Source organism: Ignavibacteriota bacterium, from assembly GCA_016707525.1.
In the GTDB taxonomy this organism is placed as follows: domain Bacteria; phylum Bacteroidota; class Ignavibacteria; order UBA10030; family UBA6906; genus JAGDMK01.
Genome location: JADJHP010000004.1, coordinates 70,825 through 91,269 on the forward strand (window position 1 = coordinate 70,825; position 20,445 = coordinate 91,269).

Here is a 20,445-nt window from a genome sequence, read left to right on the forward strand (position 1 = left end):
ACCCGCATGATCCTGTTGATGCTGCTTCAGCTGTTGAGCGCCGAGATCCTCTCCCCCGCGGAACGGAAGCGCATCAGCACTGCCGCGGAGGAAGCACTCCGGGCAGAACCGAAGACCATCGTCGCCTATCATGCGCCACGGAGTGCCGGAGGATCGCACGACTATTTCTCCGAAGGTGACTACTGGTGGCCGGACCCCGATCAGCCCGACGGGCCTTTTATAAAGAAGGATGGGTTGACGAATCCCGGCAATTTCAACGATCACCGCATCGCCCTGATCCGATTCAGTCAGCAGGCCTCAACGCTCACGGCCGCGTTCCGGATGACCGGGGACCACCGCTTTGCGCGACACGCACTGCGTCATCTCCGGGCGTGGTTCGCCGATACATCGACCGCAATGTCCCCGCACCTGCTCTATGCACAGGCCATCAAGGGTCGGGTCACGGGCCGGGGGATCGGGATCATCGGCACGATCCATCTCATCGAGGTTGCCCGCGCGGTGTACGTCCTGGAACGCGACGGCGGGATCACCCACGAAGAAGCGGTCCCTCTGATCTCGTGGTTCTCCCGCTACCTCCGATGGCTCACGACACATCCGTACGGACTGCAGGAGCGGGACGAGAAGAACAACCACGGAACATGGTGGGTGGCACAGATTGCGGCATTCGCATCGCTGACGGGCGATGCTGCAGTACTCGACTCCTGCCGTTGGCGTTTCCGCACCATCCTGCTCCCGGGTCAACTCTCTTCCGATGGCAGGTTCCCGCTCGAACTCGCCCGCACCAAACCGTACAATTATGCACTGTTCAACCTCGAAGGGATGGCGGTCATTTGCCGCATCCTTTCCACGCCGCACGACGATCTCTGGACGTTCACGTTGCCGGACGGCCGCACCATCCGCCGGGCCTTCCAGTACATGGCCCCGTTCGTCATCGACAAATCACGCTGGCCGTTCCCACCGGATGTGATGAATTTTGAAATGTTCCCTGCCCGTCAGATGGCGTGGCTCTTTGCTTTTGACGCGTACGATGACGATCATTATATCGACGTTTGGCACACCCTTGTTCCGAACCAGATACGGGCAGAGATCGCACGCACATTCCCTATCCGTGAACCTCTCCTATGGACCACACTCCCATGAATCGCTCTACGATCGGCCTCCATCATCAAAGCAGCGCCAGCAGCGGAGCTCCCCCGCCATCACCACGCGTGCTCGCCATTGACGCCTTGCGCGGGTTCGACATGTTCTGGATCATCGGAGGCGAGAATATTTTCAAGGCGTTCGATCGCGGTGTGGGCTCCCCGGCGACGCAATGGATCTCGTCCCAACTCGACCACTCGCCATGGTACGGGTTCACGTTCTATGACATCATCATGCCGCTGTTCATGTTCCTCGTGGGGGTGTCCATGGTGTACTCCACATCGAAGCGGCTCGCGGCCGACCCCTCCCATCGTCGGCTCTGGCAACATATCGTGATCCGGATCGCGCTCCTCTGGCTCTTCGGGATGATGGTGCAAGGTCACCTCCTCTCCTACGACATCGAGAAGATCGCGCTCTACAGCAATACACTCCAGGCCATTGCCGCAGGATATCTCATCGCCTCGCTGATCACCCTGTACCTCCCGCGTCTGTGGCAGGCCGCGGCAACAGCCGGTCTGATGCTGGCCTATTGGGCCGTGTTCGCCTTCGTTCCCGGACCGGGAGCACCGTATGACCCGGAAGGGAACATCGCCCTTCATATAGACAAGTTGATCCTGGGCAACTTCCAGGACGGTACGACCTACACCTGGATACTCTCGAGCCTGAACTTCGGCGCCACAACGATGCTCGGAGCATTCACGGCGTATATCCTCCGTGCAGGATGGCGCCCAACGCGTACGCTCATGATACTCGCATCGGGTGGCGTGGGGCTGCTCCTGCTGTCCTTCGCATGGATGCCGCTGCATCCAATGGTGAAGCACCTCTGGACCGGCTCATTCGTTCTTTTCTCCGGCGGCGTATGCTTACTGATGCTTTCCGTGTTCTATGTCCTGACCGATATCCTCGGCTACAAGTCATGGACAGCCGGACTTGTGGTGATCGGATCGAATGCAATATTCGCATACGTGACGTCCCACCTCTTCGACTACACCAGCGTCGCACGCGTGTTCCTCGACGGATTGGAGCAGTACTCCGGTCCATGGCAGTGGTTCATACTCTCGCTCGGCGGATTTGCAGTCCTGTACGGCGTGTTGTACACTATGCACAGGAAGAAGATCTTCATCAAGATCTGATCCCCCACAACTTCAGATCGAGGCATGCTATGAAGCTCCCATCGATGCGCATGGCGATCCAGGACGCGCGCGATACCTTCGTCCGCTTTCCGGCGATCATCTGCAACGCGATCCTCGGCACGGCAGTGGCACTGATCCTCGTGGACCATGAAGGAAGCGGCGAGCCATCGATACTCTTCAGTATCCTGTTCGCAACGATCCTCGGGATCCCGCTCCTCTTCTCGTTGGCCGTGTATGCGGAACGGAAGAACTTCAGGTGGCCACAGGCACTGGGCTTCCAGGCGATCGGCATCCTCCTCCTTGTTGTCTACGCCTCCACCGTACCACAGGACCTCACTTTTGCTCCCACGGCCGTGCCCGGGAGGTTCTTCCTGTTCGGGGCGGCACTGTCATTCCTGATGATGTTCATCCCGTCGGGTAACGATACACCGGAGCAGACGTTCTGGCATTTCAATTGGCAGTTCTTCCTCCGCGTGGTCATCGCCGGAGTGTACGCCGGGGTCCTCTTCACAGGATTCGCCCTGGCGCTCGCGGCTCTCGATAACCTCTTCGGGGTCACCATCCCCGGCAAGCGGTATCCGGAACTCTGGGTGGCGATCGTCGGACTGTTTGCACCCTGGTTCACGCTTGCGGGAACCCCGGATGCAAGGCCCGGTGTCGCCCGCGATCATCCCTACCCCCGCGGCATGAAGGTCTTCGCGCTGTACATCCTCGGCCCGATCGTCCTCGTGTACCTGGTGATCCTGTACGCGTACCTGATCAAGGTCCTGGTCGCATGGGATTGGCCCAAAGGGTGGGTCAGCGGACTCATCTTCGGCTTCGCCGGCTGCGGGGTGCTGCTCGTCGTCCTTCTGAAACCCCTGATCGAGAAAGAAGGGATGGTATGGATCCGCCGGGCGATCCTCTGGTTCCATATCGTCCTCGTTCCACTTCTCGTGATGCTCTTCCTTGCCATAGGGCGGCGGGTCTCGGAATACGGCATCACGGAACCGCGCTATATCGCGCTCACCGTGGCAGCATGGCTGGGGATCATCGTCCTCTATTTCCTCCTGAGCAGGAAGAAAGCATTGCGGTTCATCCCGCTCTCCCTCTGCCTCATGGCATTCGGCATAAGCTTCGGCCCGTGGGGTGTGTTCGCGGTGTCGGAATCCAGTCAGCATGCCCGGCTTGAGGCCCTCCTCACGTCCGCCGGCGTACTGAACAATGGACGCGTCACGGCGACACACCCGCCGGTCCCCTTCGAAGATGTACAGGAGATCAGCGGGATACTGACGTACCTGCGCGACGCCCATGGGTTCGAGAGCATCCAGCCATGGTTCGAGACGAACCTCCGCATCGACACGGCCGTGTCACGCCTGCGGTACAAGCCAGCCTCGGACATTGCAGAGATGATGGGCATCACGTTCGTTCAGCCATGGGAAGGAACGCGTGGAGGAAGCGTGACACTCCGGGCCAGCGGCGGCTTCCCGGTGACCGGCTATGACCGGTTGGCGCGGTTTTCGCCGTACGCGGGATTCAACGATCGCGTGGACACGCTCGGAGGAGGGATCTGCATCCGATCGCGCGACGGCATCAACACGCTCACCTTCACGGGGCCGGACACGAGTGTGCAGTACCTCACTGTCGATCTGAGGGCGCATGCCGCCGCGATCCTGCAGAGATACGACCGGAACGTCATCAAGGCCGTTCCGGACACCATCATGATGCTCCGGGCGTCCGGCAACGGACTCGATGTCTGCATCTGCCAGTGGTCCATTGACGTATGGACGAAAGACGACAGCACGCGGATCACCTACATGGAGGCCATCGTCCTCTTCACCACGCCGGAACGGACGCCGTGATCAACCGCCGGCACGCGGACCAGAAGGAAGCTCCTGGTCAGGAAGGTACCAGCCGAATGCAACACGAACACCGCCGCTGCATATTGACACGGGGGTAACAATCCGCGATATTGGATGAGGTTCATCATTCATCCCACTCATGGAGTTGCGATGCAGATCATCGATATGCGGCGATCCGACCGAGAAGGCAATATCAAGGCATTCTTCAAACTGCAGACAGAGGAAGGGCTCGTGATCGAGGGGTTCAAGATCATGAACGGCAAGAACGGGCTCTTCGCGAGCATGCCCAGCAAGAAGGTGGGCGAGAAGTTCATCGAGACCGTGACCGCGTCGCGCGAAGTGAAAGCGGAACTCGGACGACTGGCACTTGCCGCATACGAAACGCTTCCCGCAGGCGGTGACGCGCCGCCCCGTTCCGGTTCCGGTTCTGGTTTCGATCCCGGCCCGGATCAACCGAATTACGCTACCGATCTCCCCTTCTGAGTGTGTCCCCGGTGTGCCGCACCCGCCTCATGTGACATGGGTGCCACACTTCGGGGCACAATCGCACATTTCTCCTGTGGCCCGGGAACACGTGTTGTATGGTCCCTGTTAAAGTGAGCATCAGGACCAACCAGCCACGTCAACTGACCACAGGAGGCACTATGAAGGGAAGCGTAATACTTGCATTGCTGGCGCTCGTACTTGCGGGGACAGCCACCGCACCGGCCCAGAAATTCTACACACCGGATGTTACGGGCATCATTGAAAAGTATCAGTGCGCGGGATGCCACGGTGGATCGGGAGGGATGGATATCACGCCCTACGCGAGCATCATGTCCACCGGTCTCCACGCACCGGTCGTGGTGGCGAACGATTCGAACAGCGTGATCGTCCGGAAGCTGAAGGGAACACAGACCTTCGGCGCGCAGATGCCTTTCGGCGGACCGTACCTATCGGAAGCTGAGATCGCAGTGATCGTGCAGTGGATCATGGGCGGGGCGAAGGAAACGGCGACCACCGCTTCCGTGGGGGAGAACGGGGTCCCCTTGCGGCTCGACCTGATGCAGAACTACCCCAACCCGTTCAATCCGACGACCATGGTGGAATTCCAGCTTCCGGCGGCAAGCACCGTGCGCCTGGCCGTGTATGACATGCTCGGCCGGCAGGTCGCGGAGCTCCTCAATGAAGTACGTGCCGCAGGCCAGCATGCCGTTCCGTTCAATGCGGCGGGACTCGCGAGCGGCACATACACCTACCGATTGACGGCAGGCGAACGGGTTCTGACCAAGCGTATGCTGCTGGTGCGCTGATCGCTCTTCATAGCACTCTCTTCAGAAGCCCCGCCTTGCCTCGCAGGACGGGGCTTCTGCATTGTATCCCCGGCCTCCCCTGGGCATTGATCTGGATCAACTGCACTTCCTATCCTGGATCAATGTGTTCCCGACCCCCGCGTGGTATATTGGAACCACACGTTCAAGGCATTCCAACATACAACAGCGAGGTCAGTCATGGCACAGTGGATCATCGATCCGGTTCATTCCGAAGTCACCTTCAAAGTGAAGCATCTGGTCGTCTCGACCGTCACGGGCCGCTTCACGTCCGTCCGTGGCACAGTGGAAGCGACGAAGAACGATTTCAGCGACGCGCGCGTGTCGTTCCAGGCCGACGTCAACAGCATCAGCACCAATAACGAGCAGCGTGACGGGCACCTGAAGTCGGCCGATTTCTTCGACGCAGCGAACTTCCCCGAGCTTTCCTTCACCTCCACCGCCATCGAACCGAAGAGCGACGGCGCCTTGGTGATGAAGGGCGACATGACCATCCGCGGCACGAAGAGGTCCATTGCGCTGCATGTGGCGTACAATGGCACGGTGAAGGGTTTCGACGGCGATGTTGCCGGCTTCGAGATCAGCGGCGTGCTCAACCGTCAGGATTTCGGGCTCCGGTGGAATGCATTGACCGAGACCGGCGGTGTGGTGGTGAGCGATGAGGTGAAGCTCGTGATCGCGGTGGAACTCAAGCGTGCCCAGGCAGCGGCATCCGCAGCCGCCTGACCTCCGCAGGAAGTCGTCGCTCCGGAGCGGGACGTACCGGGTGGCAGGAGTCGATCCATTTTCCGATATTACAGTCGGATGATGGATCGCTCCTGCCACTCACATTTTGGGAGGTACCGCCGTGCATGATGTGCGGGTGATGTTCGATGCGCTCAAGGCACACGTGGCCGCCCGCACCGAGCTCGTGGATGAAGAATTCCCGCGGTGCACCTCGCTCATGGCCCCCCGCCGGTTGCGGAAGGGACATACGCTCTCGCAGGCCGGGGAACCGTGCCGCTACCTGGCGTTCGTGACCTCCGGCTGCCTTCGTGCATATTCGATCGATGAGAAAGGTGAGGAGCACGTGGTCCAGTTCGCGCTCGAGCAGTGGTGGATCACCGACATGTACAGCTTCCTCACCGGCAAACCCGGAGAGTACATCATCGAGGCCCTCGAGGAATCAGACGTCCTCCTCATCGACGCCGCGGCATACGAACAGGTGTGCACCACCGTCCCCGCGTTCGAGCGGTATTTCCGGATCCTCCTGCAGAACAATTACGTTGCGACCCACCGCCGTCTGCTCGCCACCATCAGCCTGAGCGCCGAAGATCGGTACCTGCAACTCATCGCGGAGTATCCCTCCATCGTGCAGAGGGTAGCCCAGCGCCACATCGCCTCGTACCTCGGGATCACGCCTGAGGCATTGAGCAGGATCCGCGGCAGGATCGCCAAGAACTCTGGAGACCAGTAATGCTTCCCCCACGCTCTCCGTGGTTTGCCTCCCTCGTGGCCATACTCCTGATGTCCGCCGCTTCCTCTCTGGCTCTCGCCCAGCCGGTCTCCGAGGGGCTGGTGTACAGGGATTCCTCTGTGGCAACGATCAGAGTGTTGATCCACCCTGATTCGCTGGCGCTCATGTACAGATCGGACTCCCTCGAGAGCGACCATGAGTATCCGGCCGATCTGTTCTTCGACAATGGTCTCATCCAGGATTCGATCCCCCGCATCGGATTCCGCCTCCGGGGGAACACCTCGCGCCATGCGAAGAAGAAATCCTTCAAGGTGTCGTTCAACACGTTCGTCCCCGGCCGCTCCTTCCACGGTGTGGAAAAGCTGAACCTGAACGGCGAACACAACGATCCTACGCTCTCCCGGGCAAAGATATGCTGGGAGCTCTTCAACGCGTTCGGTGTCCCGTCTTCACGCGCAAGCCATGCACGGGTGTACATCAACGGGGCCTACTATGGCCTGTACCTGAGCGTCGAGCACATCGATGAGAACTTCGTCCGCACCAGGTTCGGCAATAACACGGGGAATCTCTACAAGTGCACGTGGCCGGCCGACCTGACCTGGCGCGGGACGGCCCCCTCGGCGTACCAATCGTTCACCTCCGGCGGCACGCAGGTGTACGAGATGCATATTAATGAGGAGATACAGGACTATGCGGACCTCGCCACGTTCATCACCTTTCTGAACTGGTCATCCCCCGTGGAGCTCGAGGAGCAGATCGGGAACTACATCAACGTTCCCGGGGCATTGAAGGTGCTCGCCATGGATGCAGCACTGGGATCGTGGGACGACTACTGGTTCAACTCGAACAATTACTATCTGTACCACAACACGGCCACCGACCGCTTTGAGTTCATCCCGTACGACTATGACAACACGCTGGGGATCTGGTGGTCGGGCAAATTGGCGGGGGTGGACATCGGGACACGCGACCTCTACGCCTGGGGGCACCCCACGCAGCCCAGGCCGCTGGCAGCCCGTCTCCTGTCCGTCCCCAAATTCTCCGCATGGTACCGATACTATCTGCACCGCTTCTTCCAGGAGCAGTTCGTTCGGGAGCGGCTCTACCCCCGCGTCGATGCCATCCACACGATGATCACGCCCGCTGCAGAGGCCGATCCCTACCGGCCACTGGATTACAAATTTACCGTCGCGCAGTTTCATGCGTCCTTCACGCAACCGCTCGGAGGGCACGTCCCGTACGGATTGAAGCACTACATAGACAACCGGGCCTTTGCTGCATCGAACCAGCTCGGGCCGGTGGAGATCTTCCCCATCATCGAGCATCAGGGGTTCTCGCTCTCCGGCCCGACTCGGTGACGTCACGGCGGTCGTCGAGGATGACGGCCGCGAGCTCTCCGTGTCGGCGGTCATCGTGGGAGGTGTGGGTTCGCCGTCGACCGTGGAGTTGCGGGATGACGGCCGGAGCAGTGATGGCGCAGCGGGCGATGGCGTGTACGGTGGACGGGTACCCCGCCCTCCTGCATCGCAGACCTCCTCCTATATGATCCGCGCCGAGGATGCATCGGGCAACGTGTCGGTGGATCCCCCGAATGCGCCGGACCTCCTCTGGCAGATACCGGGAACGTTCGTGGCGGGCCCGCTCGCGGTGAACGAGTTCCTTGCATCCAACAGCACGGGGCTCACCGATGCCCAGGGAGAGCATGATGACTGGATCGAGATCCTGAACATCTCCGGCTCCATGATTGACTTGCGAGGCAGGTACCTGACCGATAACCTCGCACGGCCGAACAAATGGGCGTTGCCGGATACGACATTGCCGCCAGGCGGGATCGCGCTCATCTGGGCCGACGACCAGGGTGGACAGGGGCGTTTCCATGCTCCGTTCAAGCTCGACAAAGCAGGCGAAGCGGTCGGGATCTTCGATTCCACCTCTGATGGGTTCGTGGTCATGGATTCACTCACCTATGGGCTTCAGGAGACGGACATCTCCTGGGGCCGGCATCCCGATGGCAACGGCGCGTTCGCGGCGATGCGTCAGCCGACACCCGGTCAACCCAACGTTGTGACCGGGGACGCAGGGCGCACGCCGTCCCGCCAGCTTCCACTAGCCTACACGAGGGCCGTACCCCAACCCGTTCAATCCGTCCACCGTGATCCGGTATCAACTGCCGATCGCATCGCGGGTGCGACTCGTGGTCTATGACCTCCTCGGACGGGCGGTGAAGGTCCTTGTCGATGCACGAGCGAACGCCGGTACACACCAGGCGGTGTTCGACGCAGCGGGACTTTCCAGCGGTGTGTACATCGTACGATTGGAAACCGCCGCGTTCGTGGGTATGCGCAAATGCGTCCTGGTGAAGTAGGACCATCTGATGCATACGCAGCGGAGAGTGGCGCGGGGAGCGGGTGAAATGAAGAACGCAAAGAAAGAAGGGATCATGAAGAACACAGTGATCGTGGTTACCGGGGCGAGCAGTGGATCGGTGAGGCGGTTGCAGTGATGGCATCGCGGAGCTTCCGTCGCGCTGATCTCTCGCAGGGAAGACGTGTTGCAGCAGCTCGCCTCACGCTGCGGCGCGAAGGCGGTGGCCGTGGGTGCGGACATGACCGATCGCGCTGCGGTGAAGCGGGCCGTCGCGGCGGTGGTCGGGAAGTACGGGCACATCGACGTGTGGATCAACAACGCCGGTCAGGGCATCACGCGGATGCCGTCGGAGCTGACCGCCGAGGACATCGACACGATGATGACCGTGAACGTGAAGACGGCGCTCTTTGGTATGCAGGAGGTGCTCCCCCACTTCAAGGAGCGGAACGCGGGTCACATCATCAATATCTCATCGATGCTGGGCCGGATACCGTATGCCCTTCCGCGGAGCGCCTACAACGGGGCAAAACATTTCCTGAACTCACTGACCGCGAACTTCCGGATGGAGTTCGCGGAGTCGCACCCCGGCATCCTGTTCTCGCTGGTCTCCCCGGGGGTTGTCGCAACGAACTTCGGGTTGAATGCACGGCACGGCGGGGTGGATTCCCGGACGATGCCTGACCCGCAGACGCCGGAAGCGGTGGCAGAAGTGATCCTCTCCGTGATCACCCGCAGGCGGCCTGACGTCTACACGCGCCCCGGTTCACGAGAGCGCGTGCTCGAGTACTACGGTTCCCTCGGCGAGAACCCGTAGCAGGTGGATGCGGTGATGCAGGGCGGAGGTTACTCGCCCTGCATCATCAGTTGTACCGGCCCGAGCAAGCCGGACGGTAGCAACGGCGTTGACGCGGTGAAGTGGCGCCAGCTTGCGAACGCAGCACGCCCGGTCGATGGACGTGCCCCACCCGAGGTCAGCCACTCCGGCCATCGCACGATATTTCCAAATGGCCCGTATTCCGCGTCGGCCGCGAACCGTTCATCCCCCACCAGCCTGTTCCGCCAGCGATTCGCGACATCGATCTCCAGCACGTTCCCTTTCGCACGCAGTGCGCCGGCCGTCGAAACCCTCATCGGCGGGGTCCAAACGATCCCGAGGTCCTTGCCGTTGAGCCGCACGCGCGCCATGTCGTGCACCACCCCGAGATCCAGGTAGACATCGCCCGACTCCTTGCCAACGCGGAGCGGGCCAGGAACGTCGAATGTCTTCCTGTACGTCGCGATCCCGCTGAAATACCTGATGGAGTCCATCCTGTTCTCACTCCAATCGGACAGTGCGTCAAGCTTCATCGTACCCGGCCCTGACCACGAGGGGCTGAACGTCACCTCCCACGGGCCCTTGATCCGGTGCGCCAGAACGGTCTCCCGCATCACGCGGCGGCCGGGCTGCGCTACCGCAGGCGCGTTGAAGACTATGAAGAACGACTGGTGCGGTTCGAAGCGGATCCTTGCTTTGGTCCTGCCGCCGGAGATCGTGATATCATGGAGTACGCGTGTTGTCCCCGTGACCGGGTCCCAGCATTCCGGTTGCTTCCCTGCCACGCGGAATGTGCACTCTGCATCAAGAGCGATACCCGACGGGTTCGCTACAAAATAGATGTCGGCATCACCAAGTCGGCGGTGGCCGTATCTCAGCAGTGCATCCTTTGTCAGAGCGGCGATCTCATCATCGCACGCCGGATATCCCGAGAGCGCAGGCGACCGCAACGGTGGTGGCCCGATCACGGTTGCGCCGGCGGCGACGAGAGCCTTCACTTTCCGGAGAAGGGCCGGGGTCATCGTTTCACGATCCGGCAACACAAGAACACGGTAGCGCATCCCATCCGGGAAGACGATGTCGCCGTTGTGCACCGATGCGCGCGCCATCAGCACTTCCGGCGCGCATGCATCGAACCGGTATCCGGTGCGGTCGGGCGGGTTGCCGCGGAGGGCCGACCGCGGTGCCTGGAAGACCTGCGGAGCGCCTTCACCCACAAGGAAGCAGACATCGGCGACGGCGAGTCCCTGCCGCAACATGAACTGCGCACGGGAAAGATACGTGTGGTAGCCGGGCGCAAGGTCCCACCACGATTGTGTCCGCTCCCAGTGCACGCCGTACGGCCCCATGGTCACGCCGGGCTTCACCGAGTTCCACGGCTGGTGCTGGTAGCGGTGGAAGACAAAACGGTTCACGCCCTGGGCGAAAGCCCAGTCGCCCAGCACCTTCATCGATCCCGGCCATGCATCCCAGTGCTCCGTATCAGCCGATGTGAACGCTTCCGCACCGACGACGGACCTGCCCGTCGTGTGGGCGATGGATGTGGCTTCGATGACGCTGTAGCTGGTATGGAACCCGTACATCCAGAATTCGCACATCGGCACATCGGCGACGGAGCCGAGGCTCATATCCGAGGTCGGATTCATATCGTACGGTTCGATCGACAGCGTGAAGCCGTGCCGCTGTCCGAGCGTCTTCAGATGTCCGGCATGATTCTGCAGAACGAGTTCCTGCACGGTCTGGCGGAGGTCCCAGAGAAAACGTTCGGAGATCTCCCTGCTCCCGACGGTCGCCCCGGTGATCGCAGGAAGATACGGAAGGAGGTCGTATCCGCGCCGTTGCCGGAACTCCTCCCGGAACGCGCCGGTCCAGTTCTGCGCGCCCATCTCCCAACTGTCGATGTGCACCATCTTCCAGCCGCCCTGCGCGGAGAGGTCACGTGGACCGATCTCGCGGATGAGGGTCCCGAAGAATGCATCGAAGTGCGCGTTCAGTGCATTGGTGTCGAGTTTGTCGCACTCGAGGCCGAGGCCCGGAACAGGAGCCGGGCGTGTGTTCGAGCCGGTACTTGTCGCGCCGAGCCGCATGATCGTCCACGATCCGGCGGGGACATCCCAGTGCAGTTTGCCATCCGCACCGAACGATCCCGTGATGTCGATGACACGTGCCGGATCGATCGTCGTCCCGGCAACAGGAGCCGGGTACTGCGCGAACGTCGGGAAGAACGACGGGACGGTGGGTTGCGAAGAATACGGTGCACGTGTGTAGAACGCCTTCTCGTCGATGCCCGGGATCGGGGCTGTCGGCGCGGGCGTCGGGTAGGCAAGGACCATCAGGTCGCGGTAGTACGCATTCTTCTCCTGTTCCCGGGCTGGCGGAAGGAGTCCGTCGCCGAAGAACGCGGGACGGCGTTGGGGTCGTGCGAGCGTGTCATCAAAGCGCCGGGGACCTGTGACGACCGTGGGCATGCCGACGATGTGCTTCATTCCTTGCTCAGGTTTCACCCAGGGGCCGCCGCTGCCGGTCCACCCCGGGCCGGTGATGAGGCTGATCTCCAAACCGAGGCGTTCCGCTTCCTTCACCACGTGTTTGAAATGCTGCCGCCAGACCGGGCTCATGAACTCGACCGGGCCTTGCGGGATGCCGACGTTCACCTCCATGATGATCATGCCGCCGATGCCCGCGCGCTTCATCGCCTCCAGGTCGGCGGTGATCCCCTCTTTTGTAAGGTTGCCGTCCATCCAGACCCAATAGACCCACGGGCGTACACTATCCGGAGGGGTGGCGAATCCTTTCTTCAGGTCGGCGGTGGTACCGGCAAAGCCGGAAAGCGAGAGGAACAACGTGAGGAGAAGCGCGGTGCAGAGTCGTGGCATGGGGATCCTCAGGGTGGAATGAACAGGCCGGGGACGGCACGGTCCCCGGCCTGGTAGGTGCGATCACTTCATGGCGGTCACAGAGCGGAGGGGTGCATTGCCTGTGCGGTCGATATCGAACACGACGATCTCGTTCTTTCCTTTCACAAGCCATGACCCGGGGACGAACAGACGTTCCTGCGGGCCGGCATCCCAGAAGCGGCCGAGGTTCTGGCCGTTGATCCAGACGATACCCTTCTTCCATCCCTTCATATCGAGATAGGTATCGCCGGTGGCCTTGAGGTCGAAGGATCCGCGCATGAACGCCGGGGCTTGCACCGGATCGCCGGCGGCATAGTGGATCCGTCCGAGGAATTCGTCATTCATCGGGATCGGGAACACATCCCAGCTCATCAGCGTCACTCCGGAGAGTGTGACCCGCTCGGTGATCCCCTTCCTGTCGATCAGCTTGTCGCCGAAGTTCACGCGTCCCATCGCTTCCACGAGGATGTCGAGCGTGGCATCGCCGTCGCCGATCCCTTTCGGGATCTCGAGCATATTTTCGCCGCGCATGCGGTCGATGCGGCCGATGAGCTTGCCATTGATATAGATGCTCGCGAAGTCGTGCAGTTCCGTGATCACGAGCTTGCCCGAGCGGGGGCCGACGAGCTTCGTGCGGTAAAGCACCAGGCCGTGTTCCTGTCCGAAGTACTCCATAGGCTGCGGTTGCGGCATATGGATCGGTGCGGGGAGCGAGGAGAACAGAGCGGCATATTCGGTGAGCGTGATCTTCGGGATCTCGATCATCGGGAGCGGTGCCGGGAGGGCCGGCAGTTTCTTGCCGCCATGGCCATGCTTCTGGAGGAGATCGCGGAACGCGAAGAACTTGGGTGTCGGCCGTCCGGCTTCATCCAGCGGGGCGTCGTAATCGTAACTCGTCACGTCGGGTTCGAAGAGCTTCGCGTGGTTCGACCCTGCGGTGAAGCCGAAGTTCGTGCCGCCATGGAACATATACAGGTTGAACGACTTCCCTGTCGTCAGCATCCATTCCAGTTCTTTCGCCTGCTTCACGCCATCGGAGCGGCCCCAGAGGCTGTCCGACCAGTGCGTGAACCAGCCGCACCAGAACTCGCCGCACATCAGCGGGATGTTCTGACGGAATTTCATGAGTGCGCCGAACTCGCCTTCGGGTCCGCCGCCGAAATTCACCACAGGAGTGATGTCGGGCAGCGTTCCGGATTCGAGGAGGTAGTGCGCACCGCCGTCCGACGTGAAGAGTGGTACCGTGAAGCCCGCCTTCACGAGGATATCGCGCAGGTCGCGGAGGTACTGCTTGTCGTTGCCGTAGCTGCCGTACTCATTCTCGAGCTGGACCATGATGATCGGCCCGCCTTCGGAGATCTGGAGGCCTTTCAGTTCTTGTGCGAGGCGTTCGATGTAGCGCCGTGAAGCCGCCATGTACCGTGGATCCGAGCACCGCACTTTGATATCAGGTTCGGCAAGGAGCCAGGACGGGAGTCCGCCGAAGTCCCATTCCGAGCAGACGTACGGGCCGGGGCGGACGATGACGTAGAGCCCGGCTTTCTGTGCTTCGCGCACATACGCAGCGATATCCAGATTCCCTTCGAAGGTAAAATCCCCGGGGTGGGGCTCATGGGCATTCCAGAAGACATAGGTGCAGAGCGTGTTGAGTCCCATGGCCTTCATCTTGGCGAAGCGATCTGCCCAGTATGCACGTGGCACGCGAGGATAGTGCATCTCGCCCGACATGATGCGGAACGGTTTGCCGTTCAGGAGGAAGTGTTCGCCCTGAATGGCGAAGGTACCGGGTTGTCCGGCGGTGACCGGCAGAACGGTCAGGGTCGTGAGCATAAGGAACGCGAAGAGGGTTCGGACATACCGGATCATCGTTCTTGGGCCTTCAGTGGGAGTGGGACGTTGGAACAGTGATGCTGGAAGCAAGGTAGGGATTAAAATCGACGGGTTTCAATGCCGTGATCGACCGGTTGGTATCGAGATGGGTGGCACGGGACTCCGATGGGAACACCCGGAGGAACACACCAAGACAGGCATGAATGGAAGGATCGGGTGAGAGTATCGCGTGCAGTTCGATGGGTCAAGGCCCTCGCAAGCGGGATGTGACATCTGCCGGTTCACGGCGGGCCCGGTGAACCGGACGACAAAGATGGTCATCGTGCGGTGACGCAGGCGGAAAGATTCCCCCCAGGGGCGGTGCATGCACCGCCCCTACATGCTGGATCGGCAGATTGGACGCGTGGGACACTTGATGCGCCACCGGCTTGCAACTCCCCCGCCCCGTCACGATATTATATCCATGATCTCATCGACACGCTTTTCCGCCACGGCGCACTTCGTGCGCGTCGCTGTCACCTGTGCTCTTGCGCTGCTCACCATCTCCTCGACACTCGCCGACACCAAGGGCCGCGCGCCTTCGCCCCTTCTCGACGACCCGTGCGGCCTGCCCGACACGACGACAGTGGAATACCGGCTCGCCGCAGCCTTGAACTGGGGCTACGGCTTCGATTCACTCAAAGCAGACCTCGCGCGCTGGGGCCTCAGTCCATTCGTGCGCATCGACTCCATCGGCGCAACGGTGCAGAACCGGCCGATCTTCATGCTGACGATCGAGGATACGGTGCCAACGTTCTCGCCCCGCAAACGGGTGTGGATCCACGCACGGACCCATCCGAATGAGGTTCAGGGAACCTGGGTAACTAACGAGATCATCCGGCAACTCCTCAGCCCTTCAGCACTCGGAGAAAAACTCAGAAAGGCGTGCGTGTTCAACATCGTCCCGATGATCAATCCGGACGGCGTGGAGCTCGCCAAGGCACGGCAGAATGCCCACAATATCGATATCGAAAGCAACTGGACCGCCGTCCCCGGCGAACCCGAAGTGCAGACCCTTCGCCGGACATTCACGACACTGATGGCCACGGAGAACCCGATCCGGATCATGCTCAATATGCACTCGGCGTACGGTGAGCAACGCTACTTCGTCTATCATGCTGAGCAAGGGACCTCCCCTGCATATGCCCTGATCGAACAGCGGTTCATCAATGCGGTGCGGTCGTATTTCCCGGGGGGCATCCAACCGTACACGTACTTCGTCTCCTGGACCTCCGCCCCTGCACAGCAATACCCGGAAAGCTGGTTCTGGTCGAACCACGGTGCGAACGTGATCGCCCTCACGTACGAGGACATGAACTCGGCAAATGCCCGTGCGTTCGATTCCACCGCAACGGCGCTCCTCTCCGGCATCGCGGATGAACTTGCGGGCGGTGCACCCACGGATGTGATCGCCGATTGGAACGTCCCCGCGACGTTCAGCCTTGGCCAGAACTATCCCAATCCCTTCAACCCATCAACGTCGATCACCCTGTCGGTGGCCGAACGGCAACAGACCACCGTGATCATCTATGATCTCCTCGGACAAGAGGTGGCAACGTTGATGGATGATGTGCTGGACCCGGGAAGGTACGCGCTCACGTGGGATGCGCGCGGGATGGCGAGCGGGACGTACATCTGCAGGGCGACGTCAGGTGGGCGCTCGGCAGCAAAGACGATGCTGCTCCTTCGTTGACGCGGAGTTCAGAACTCGAGTTTCGACCCGGGCAGTTCAACATGTCCGCCGACCGGCGGCGGCACGAACGGCACATACCGGTTCCCTTCCCATTGCACCCACCGCCAGGGACGGTCTTCGAGTCGGCCTGCGAACCTGAACTGCACACCTGCAGGCCTCCCATCATCGGTCAGATCGATCACTTCGGCGGTCATCCCCGTCAATGTCACCCGCTCGCCCTTCACCATAGGATGCGCCGGCCCGCGGAAGACGTTGTCGAATGACGAGGATATGAACCCTCCCTCAGGCCGGACGATGAGGGTCGCACTGTCCGGTCGAAGGATATGGACGGCCTCCAGACCCGGAGAGAGAACACGTAGCCGCCGTGGTGGCACGCTGCCCAGCACCATCCGCGCGATGCCCGCCTGATGCGCATAGAATGGGATCGGATGATTCACGATCACGAGATCCGTCCCGCGCATGCTTCCATCATCCTCGAGCGCAAGCGCGGCATCCTGAATGTACTTTTGCGCAAAGGTCGTGCTTGTGGCATTGTACACAAGCGAGAGTGCAGCGATCGGACCGTGCACTGCCACGAGGAGGATCACGGCCCACCGGCGGACCCGCACATGGGTCCGCGGCTCCCCGGGCCTGGCATTGCATTCACGTGCCCGCTGGATCCAGATCGCGATCAATCCGAACGCACCCAGCCCGGTGAACATCAGCAGACGGCTATGCGGCAGGGCCGTGCACACGATCGGCACGGACAGCAGCATGCCGGTCACCCAGAAGCGGGAGACACGATCGGACCTGATGAGCGGCCAGAACAAGAAACCGAACAGCACCACGATCACCGTTCCCCATATCAACAGCGGACTGAGCAGATGTTCGCCCAGGAAGAGGACGAGGGATGACGGCGGCAGGAACAACTGATCGGCGAGGAGCAGGGGCGCACGCATTCCTACAGCTTCGAGGAACCGGAGCGGCTCGGACAGCGGATCGATGTAGTATCCGGATCCCCACGTGCCGTATCCCCGTTCAGAGCGAATCACAAACCAGATGACCGTCAGTACCGCGTACGGCAGGAGCGACCGGATCCTTCTTCTGACCGTACCATGGTCCAGGAAGAGCGCATACGCGAAGAGGTAACCGCATACGGCGAGCATCGATTCGCCCGCGAGAAGACCCGCGGCCAGGAACAGCGGGCCCAGGATGAACCCCGGCTTCCAGCCATCACGCCGCCATCGGTCGTGCACGAGGAGGACGAGGCAGCCCGCCAGAAGCGTCAGCAGCGTGTTCCGGTTCGCGATCCACCCCGCGGCGAGCCCGTGCACGTCATCGAGAGCAAAGAACAGCGCCGCGAGTCCGGCGGTCACATTCACGCCAAGATAGCGCCGATACAAATAGGCCCCGGCGATGACCAGCGCGATGAACCATACCAGGCTCTGCACATGCATCAGAATCGGGCTCTCAGGCCAGAGCAGGTAGTCCAGGTAGTGTGTCAGCGCGGCGAGCGGCCGCCAGAATGCCAGCCGGAGTGTCGGCAGGGTCCACCAGGGCGCGACCCCCATATCCATGAGGACCTTGGCTTGCGCGGGGTTTCCGGTCAGGAACGTGAAGATCTCAAGGTTCGCTGCGCCATGCCCGGTCGTGTCCGCATACCCGTGCAGGAAGAACCGCTGGGTGAGGTCATCCTGCTGCCAACCGATCCAGGCGGACGGGAGGACCAGAAGAAGCCCGATCCCCGCACAGATGTACGGCAATGAGCGGTGGCCGAGGACGCGTTCAATGAATCGTTTCATAGGTGCACTGTCCGGACGATGGATCGGGTGGACCTGACCCATGGCAATAGTGCCCGAAACCTACGAAGTCGTTGGCCGGAATGCAATACGTCTCGATTTTTCGGTGAGGCAACGAATCAGCTTGGACTCGATTTATTGATGAGGCAACGGGCACATCTTGATTCTTTTCGCTGAATCCGCTATTCTCTCAGTGCCTTTTCTTTCGTTCCATACGTCATTTCCGGAGAGTTGCCCATGTCATCGCACCAGGAAACCCTTGAATTCAAGAGTGAGCTCCGCCAGGTCCTGAATATCATCACCCATTCCCTCTATTCCCACAAGGAGGTCTTCCTCCGGGAACTGATCAGCAATGCGAGCGACGCGATCGATACCGTCCGTTTCAACTCGCTGAGCAATGAGGACATGCTGGAAGGGAACCGGGATTGGAAGATCAAACTGGTCCCCGACAAGGCGGCCGGCACGCTGACCATTTCGGACAATGGGGTCGGGATGTCGCGTGAAACCGTTGTGGAGAACCTCGGAACGATCGCCCGGTCCGGCACCAAGGCGTTCCTCGAATCGCTCAAGGCGGCGGGATCAGGGGACCGGCCAGAGCTGATCGGGCAGTTCGGGGTGGGCTTCTATTCCGCCTTCATGGTGGCCGACCGCGTGACGGTTCTCTCGCGCATGGCGGGCGATCCGACCATGGGTGTCCGCTGGGAGTCCGACGGTCAGGGATCATTCACCGTGGAATCCGTACCCAAAGCGACCCGCGGGACGGACATCACCCTCCATCTCAAAGAGGACGAGAAGGACTTCCTGGAGCCCTGGACGCTCCGCCGATTAGTGAAGCAGTTCTCCGATTTCATCGAGCACCCGGTGGTCATGGACGTGGAGAAGGAGAACGACAAGAAGGAAAAGGAAACGGTCGAGGAGACACTCAACTCCCGCAAGGCATTGTGGTTGAGGTCGAAAAGTGATGTCACCACCGAGGAGTACAACGCGTTCTATCAGCAGGTTTCCGGCGACTTCACCGAACCGGCAAAGGTGATCCACTACGCCGGCGAAGGGACGATGGAGTTCAAGGTCCTTCTGTTCATCCCCGGGCACAAACCCTTCGACATGCAATTCGGTGAACCGAAGTATGGCCCGAAGCTGTACATCCGCCGCGTCCTGATCATGGAGCACTGCGAGCAGTTGCTTCCACCCTATCTCCGGTTCGTCCGTGGCGTCGTGGACAGCAGCGACCTTCCTCTGAACGTGTCTCGTGAGCTGCTCCAGCAGAACCCCCTGCTCGAACGCATCCAGCGGAACCTGGTGAAGAGCGTGCTCAAGGCGCTGGAAGAGATGAAGGCTTCGGAGCCGGAAGCGTACAGCACATTCTTCAAAGAACTCGGCGGTGTGCTCAAAGAAGGTATCGCCACGGACCACACGAACCGCGAGCAGGTGGCGGACCTGATGCTCTACGAGTCCATCAATACCGAAACCGGCAAGACCACCACGCTGCCGGAGTATACGGGCAAGATGCCGGCGGACCAGAAGGACATCTACTATCTCACCGGCGAGAGCCGTGCGCTCATCGAGCATGCCCCGACGCTCGAGATCTTCCGCTCCCGCGGCTGGGATGTGCTCTTGATGACCGACGCCATCGACGAGTTCGTTCTCCCCTCCCTGCATGACTACCGGGGCAAGCACCTGAAGGCAGCGGACAAGGGCGACCTCGAAGGAAGCGAGGTGATCCCGGAGGAAGAGAAGAAGAAGTTCGAACCGCTCTTCGGCTTCATGAAGCAGACACTCAACGGGATCCAGGAGGTCCGCCTCTCGTCCCGACTGAAGGAGAGCGCTTCCTGCCTCGTGAGCGACGAGGGAGCCATGGGCGCGAACATGGAGCGGATCATGCAGAAGCTCGGCCAGGCCGGCAGGGTCTCCGATCGCATCCTGGAGCTGAATGGCAGCCATGCAGTTGTGCGTGCAGTGCAGGCATTGTATGCCGCACAACCCGGTGACGCACGGATCGAACGCGTTGTGCGATTGCTGTACGAGCAGGCGATCATTGCCGAAGGTTCGAAGCTGACGGACCCCCAGGGCTTCGCCCAGAGGGTGAACGACCTGATCTCAGGGGACCTGGCTGCGGGGACCGGCGCAGGGAGCTGAGCCCGCCGGGG

The 20,445-nt window shown here is 61.1% G+C and carries 15 protein-coding genes and 1 pseudogene; 13 read left to right on the forward strand and 3 right to left on the reverse strand.

Going from position 1 to position 20,445, the window contains the following annotated elements; genetic code table 11:
- Positions 1-18: 18 nt before the first annotated feature.
- The 11 genes and pseudogenes from IPI01_08305 (at position 19) to IPI01_08355 (ending at position 10,061) form a co-directional block, all read left to right on the forward strand.
- Complete coding sequence (locus IPI01_08305; GenBank protein ID MBK7257787.1) at positions 19-1,140, forward strand: alginate lyase family protein; 1,122 nt, start codon at positions 19-21, stop codon at positions 1,138-1,140.
- A complete protein-coding gene (locus tag IPI01_08310) occupies positions 1,137-2,273 on the forward strand; it encodes a DUF5009 domain-containing protein (GenBank protein ID MBK7257788.1) in 1,137 nt (378 codons plus the stop codon). Before IPI01_08305 ends, IPI01_08310 begins: the two co-directional genes overlap by 4 nt.
- Positions 2,274-2,302: 29 nt before the next feature.
- Positions 2,303-4,114, forward strand: coding sequence for a DUF4153 domain-containing protein (locus IPI01_08315; protein ID MBK7257789.1), 1,812 nt, complete (start codon positions 2,303-2,305; stop codon positions 4,112-4,114).
- Between the two features lie 150 nt (positions 4,115-4,264).
- Positions 4,265-4,597, forward strand: a complete 333-nt coding sequence (locus IPI01_08320; GenBank protein ID MBK7257790.1) for a septation protein SpoVG family protein — start codon at positions 4,265-4,267, stop codon at positions 4,595-4,597.
- A 161-nt stretch (positions 4,598-4,758) separates the two neighbouring features.
- Positions 4,759-5,406: a T9SS type A sorting domain-containing protein gene (locus IPI01_08325; protein ID MBK7257791.1), complete on the forward strand. Its 648-nt coding sequence runs from the start codon at positions 4,759-4,761 to the stop codon at positions 5,404-5,406.
- A gap of 198 nt (positions 5,407-5,604) precedes the next feature.
- Complete coding sequence (locus tag IPI01_08330; protein ID MBK7257792.1) at positions 5,605-6,150, forward strand: YceI family protein; 546 nt, start codon at positions 5,605-5,607, stop codon at positions 6,148-6,150.
- Positions 6,151-6,289: 139 nt separating this feature from the next.
- Complete coding sequence (locus tag IPI01_08335; protein MBK7257793.1) at positions 6,290-6,880, forward strand: Crp/Fnr family transcriptional regulator; 591 nt, start codon at positions 6,290-6,292, stop codon at positions 6,878-6,880.
- Positions 6,880-8,238: a CotH kinase family protein gene (locus IPI01_08340; GenBank protein ID MBK7257794.1), complete on the forward strand. Its 1,359-nt coding sequence runs from the start codon at positions 6,880-6,882 to the stop codon at positions 8,236-8,238. The genes IPI01_08335 and IPI01_08340 overlap by 1 nt, the downstream gene beginning before the upstream one ends.
- A 40-nt stretch (positions 8,239-8,278) precedes the next feature.
- A complete protein-coding gene (locus IPI01_08345) occupies positions 8,279-9,085 on the forward strand; it encodes a lamin tail domain-containing protein (GenBank protein MBK7257795.1) in 807 nt (268 codons plus the stop codon).
- The gene (locus tag IPI01_08350; protein ID MBK7257796.1) at positions 9,033-9,245 is read left to right on the forward strand and encodes a T9SS type A sorting domain-containing protein; all 213 of its coding nucleotides are present in this window, start codon (positions 9,033-9,035) and stop codon (positions 9,243-9,245) included. Before IPI01_08345 ends, IPI01_08350 begins: the two co-directional genes overlap by 53 nt.
- Positions 9,246-9,317: 72 nt before the next feature.
- A pseudogene (locus IPI01_08355) lies at positions 9,318-10,061 on the forward strand (SDR family oxidoreductase).
- Between the two features lie 29 nt (positions 10,062-10,090).
- Here IPI01_08355 and IPI01_08360 read toward each other — a convergent pair.
- Positions 10,091-12,937: a glycosyl hydrolase gene (locus tag IPI01_08360; protein MBK7257797.1), complete on the reverse strand. Its 2,847-nt coding sequence runs from the start codon at positions 12,935-12,937 to the stop codon at positions 10,091-10,093.
- A 63-nt stretch (positions 12,938-13,000) separates the two neighbouring features.
- Positions 13,001-14,788: a beta-galactosidase gene (locus IPI01_08365; GenBank protein ID MBK7257798.1), complete on the reverse strand. Its 1,788-nt coding sequence runs from the start codon at positions 14,786-14,788 to the stop codon at positions 13,001-13,003.
- A 463-nt stretch (positions 14,789-15,251) separates the two neighbouring features.
- Between IPI01_08365 and IPI01_08370 the strand changes: the two genes are divergently transcribed.
- Positions 15,252-16,520: a T9SS type A sorting domain-containing protein gene (locus IPI01_08370; GenBank protein ID MBK7257799.1), complete on the forward strand. Its 1,269-nt coding sequence runs from the start codon at positions 15,252-15,254 to the stop codon at positions 16,518-16,520.
- An 8-nt stretch (positions 16,521-16,528) separates the two neighbouring features.
- On the opposite strand, the gene IPI01_08375 is transcribed toward IPI01_08370, so the two are convergent.
- The gene (locus tag IPI01_08375; GenBank protein ID MBK7257800.1) at positions 16,529-18,301 is read right to left on the reverse strand and encodes a hypothetical protein; all 1,773 of its coding nucleotides are present in this window, start codon (positions 18,299-18,301) and stop codon (positions 16,529-16,531) included.
- A 234-nt stretch (positions 18,302-18,535) separates the two neighbouring features.
- On the opposite strand from IPI01_08375, the gene htpG reads away from it, so the two are divergent.
- Positions 18,536-20,434 (forward strand): molecular chaperone HtpG, encoded by a 1,899-nt coding sequence (gene htpG, locus IPI01_08380; GenBank protein MBK7257801.1) that lies wholly within the window; start codon positions 18,536-18,538, stop codon positions 20,432-20,434.
- The last annotated feature ends 11 nt before the right edge of the window (positions 20,435-20,445 follow it).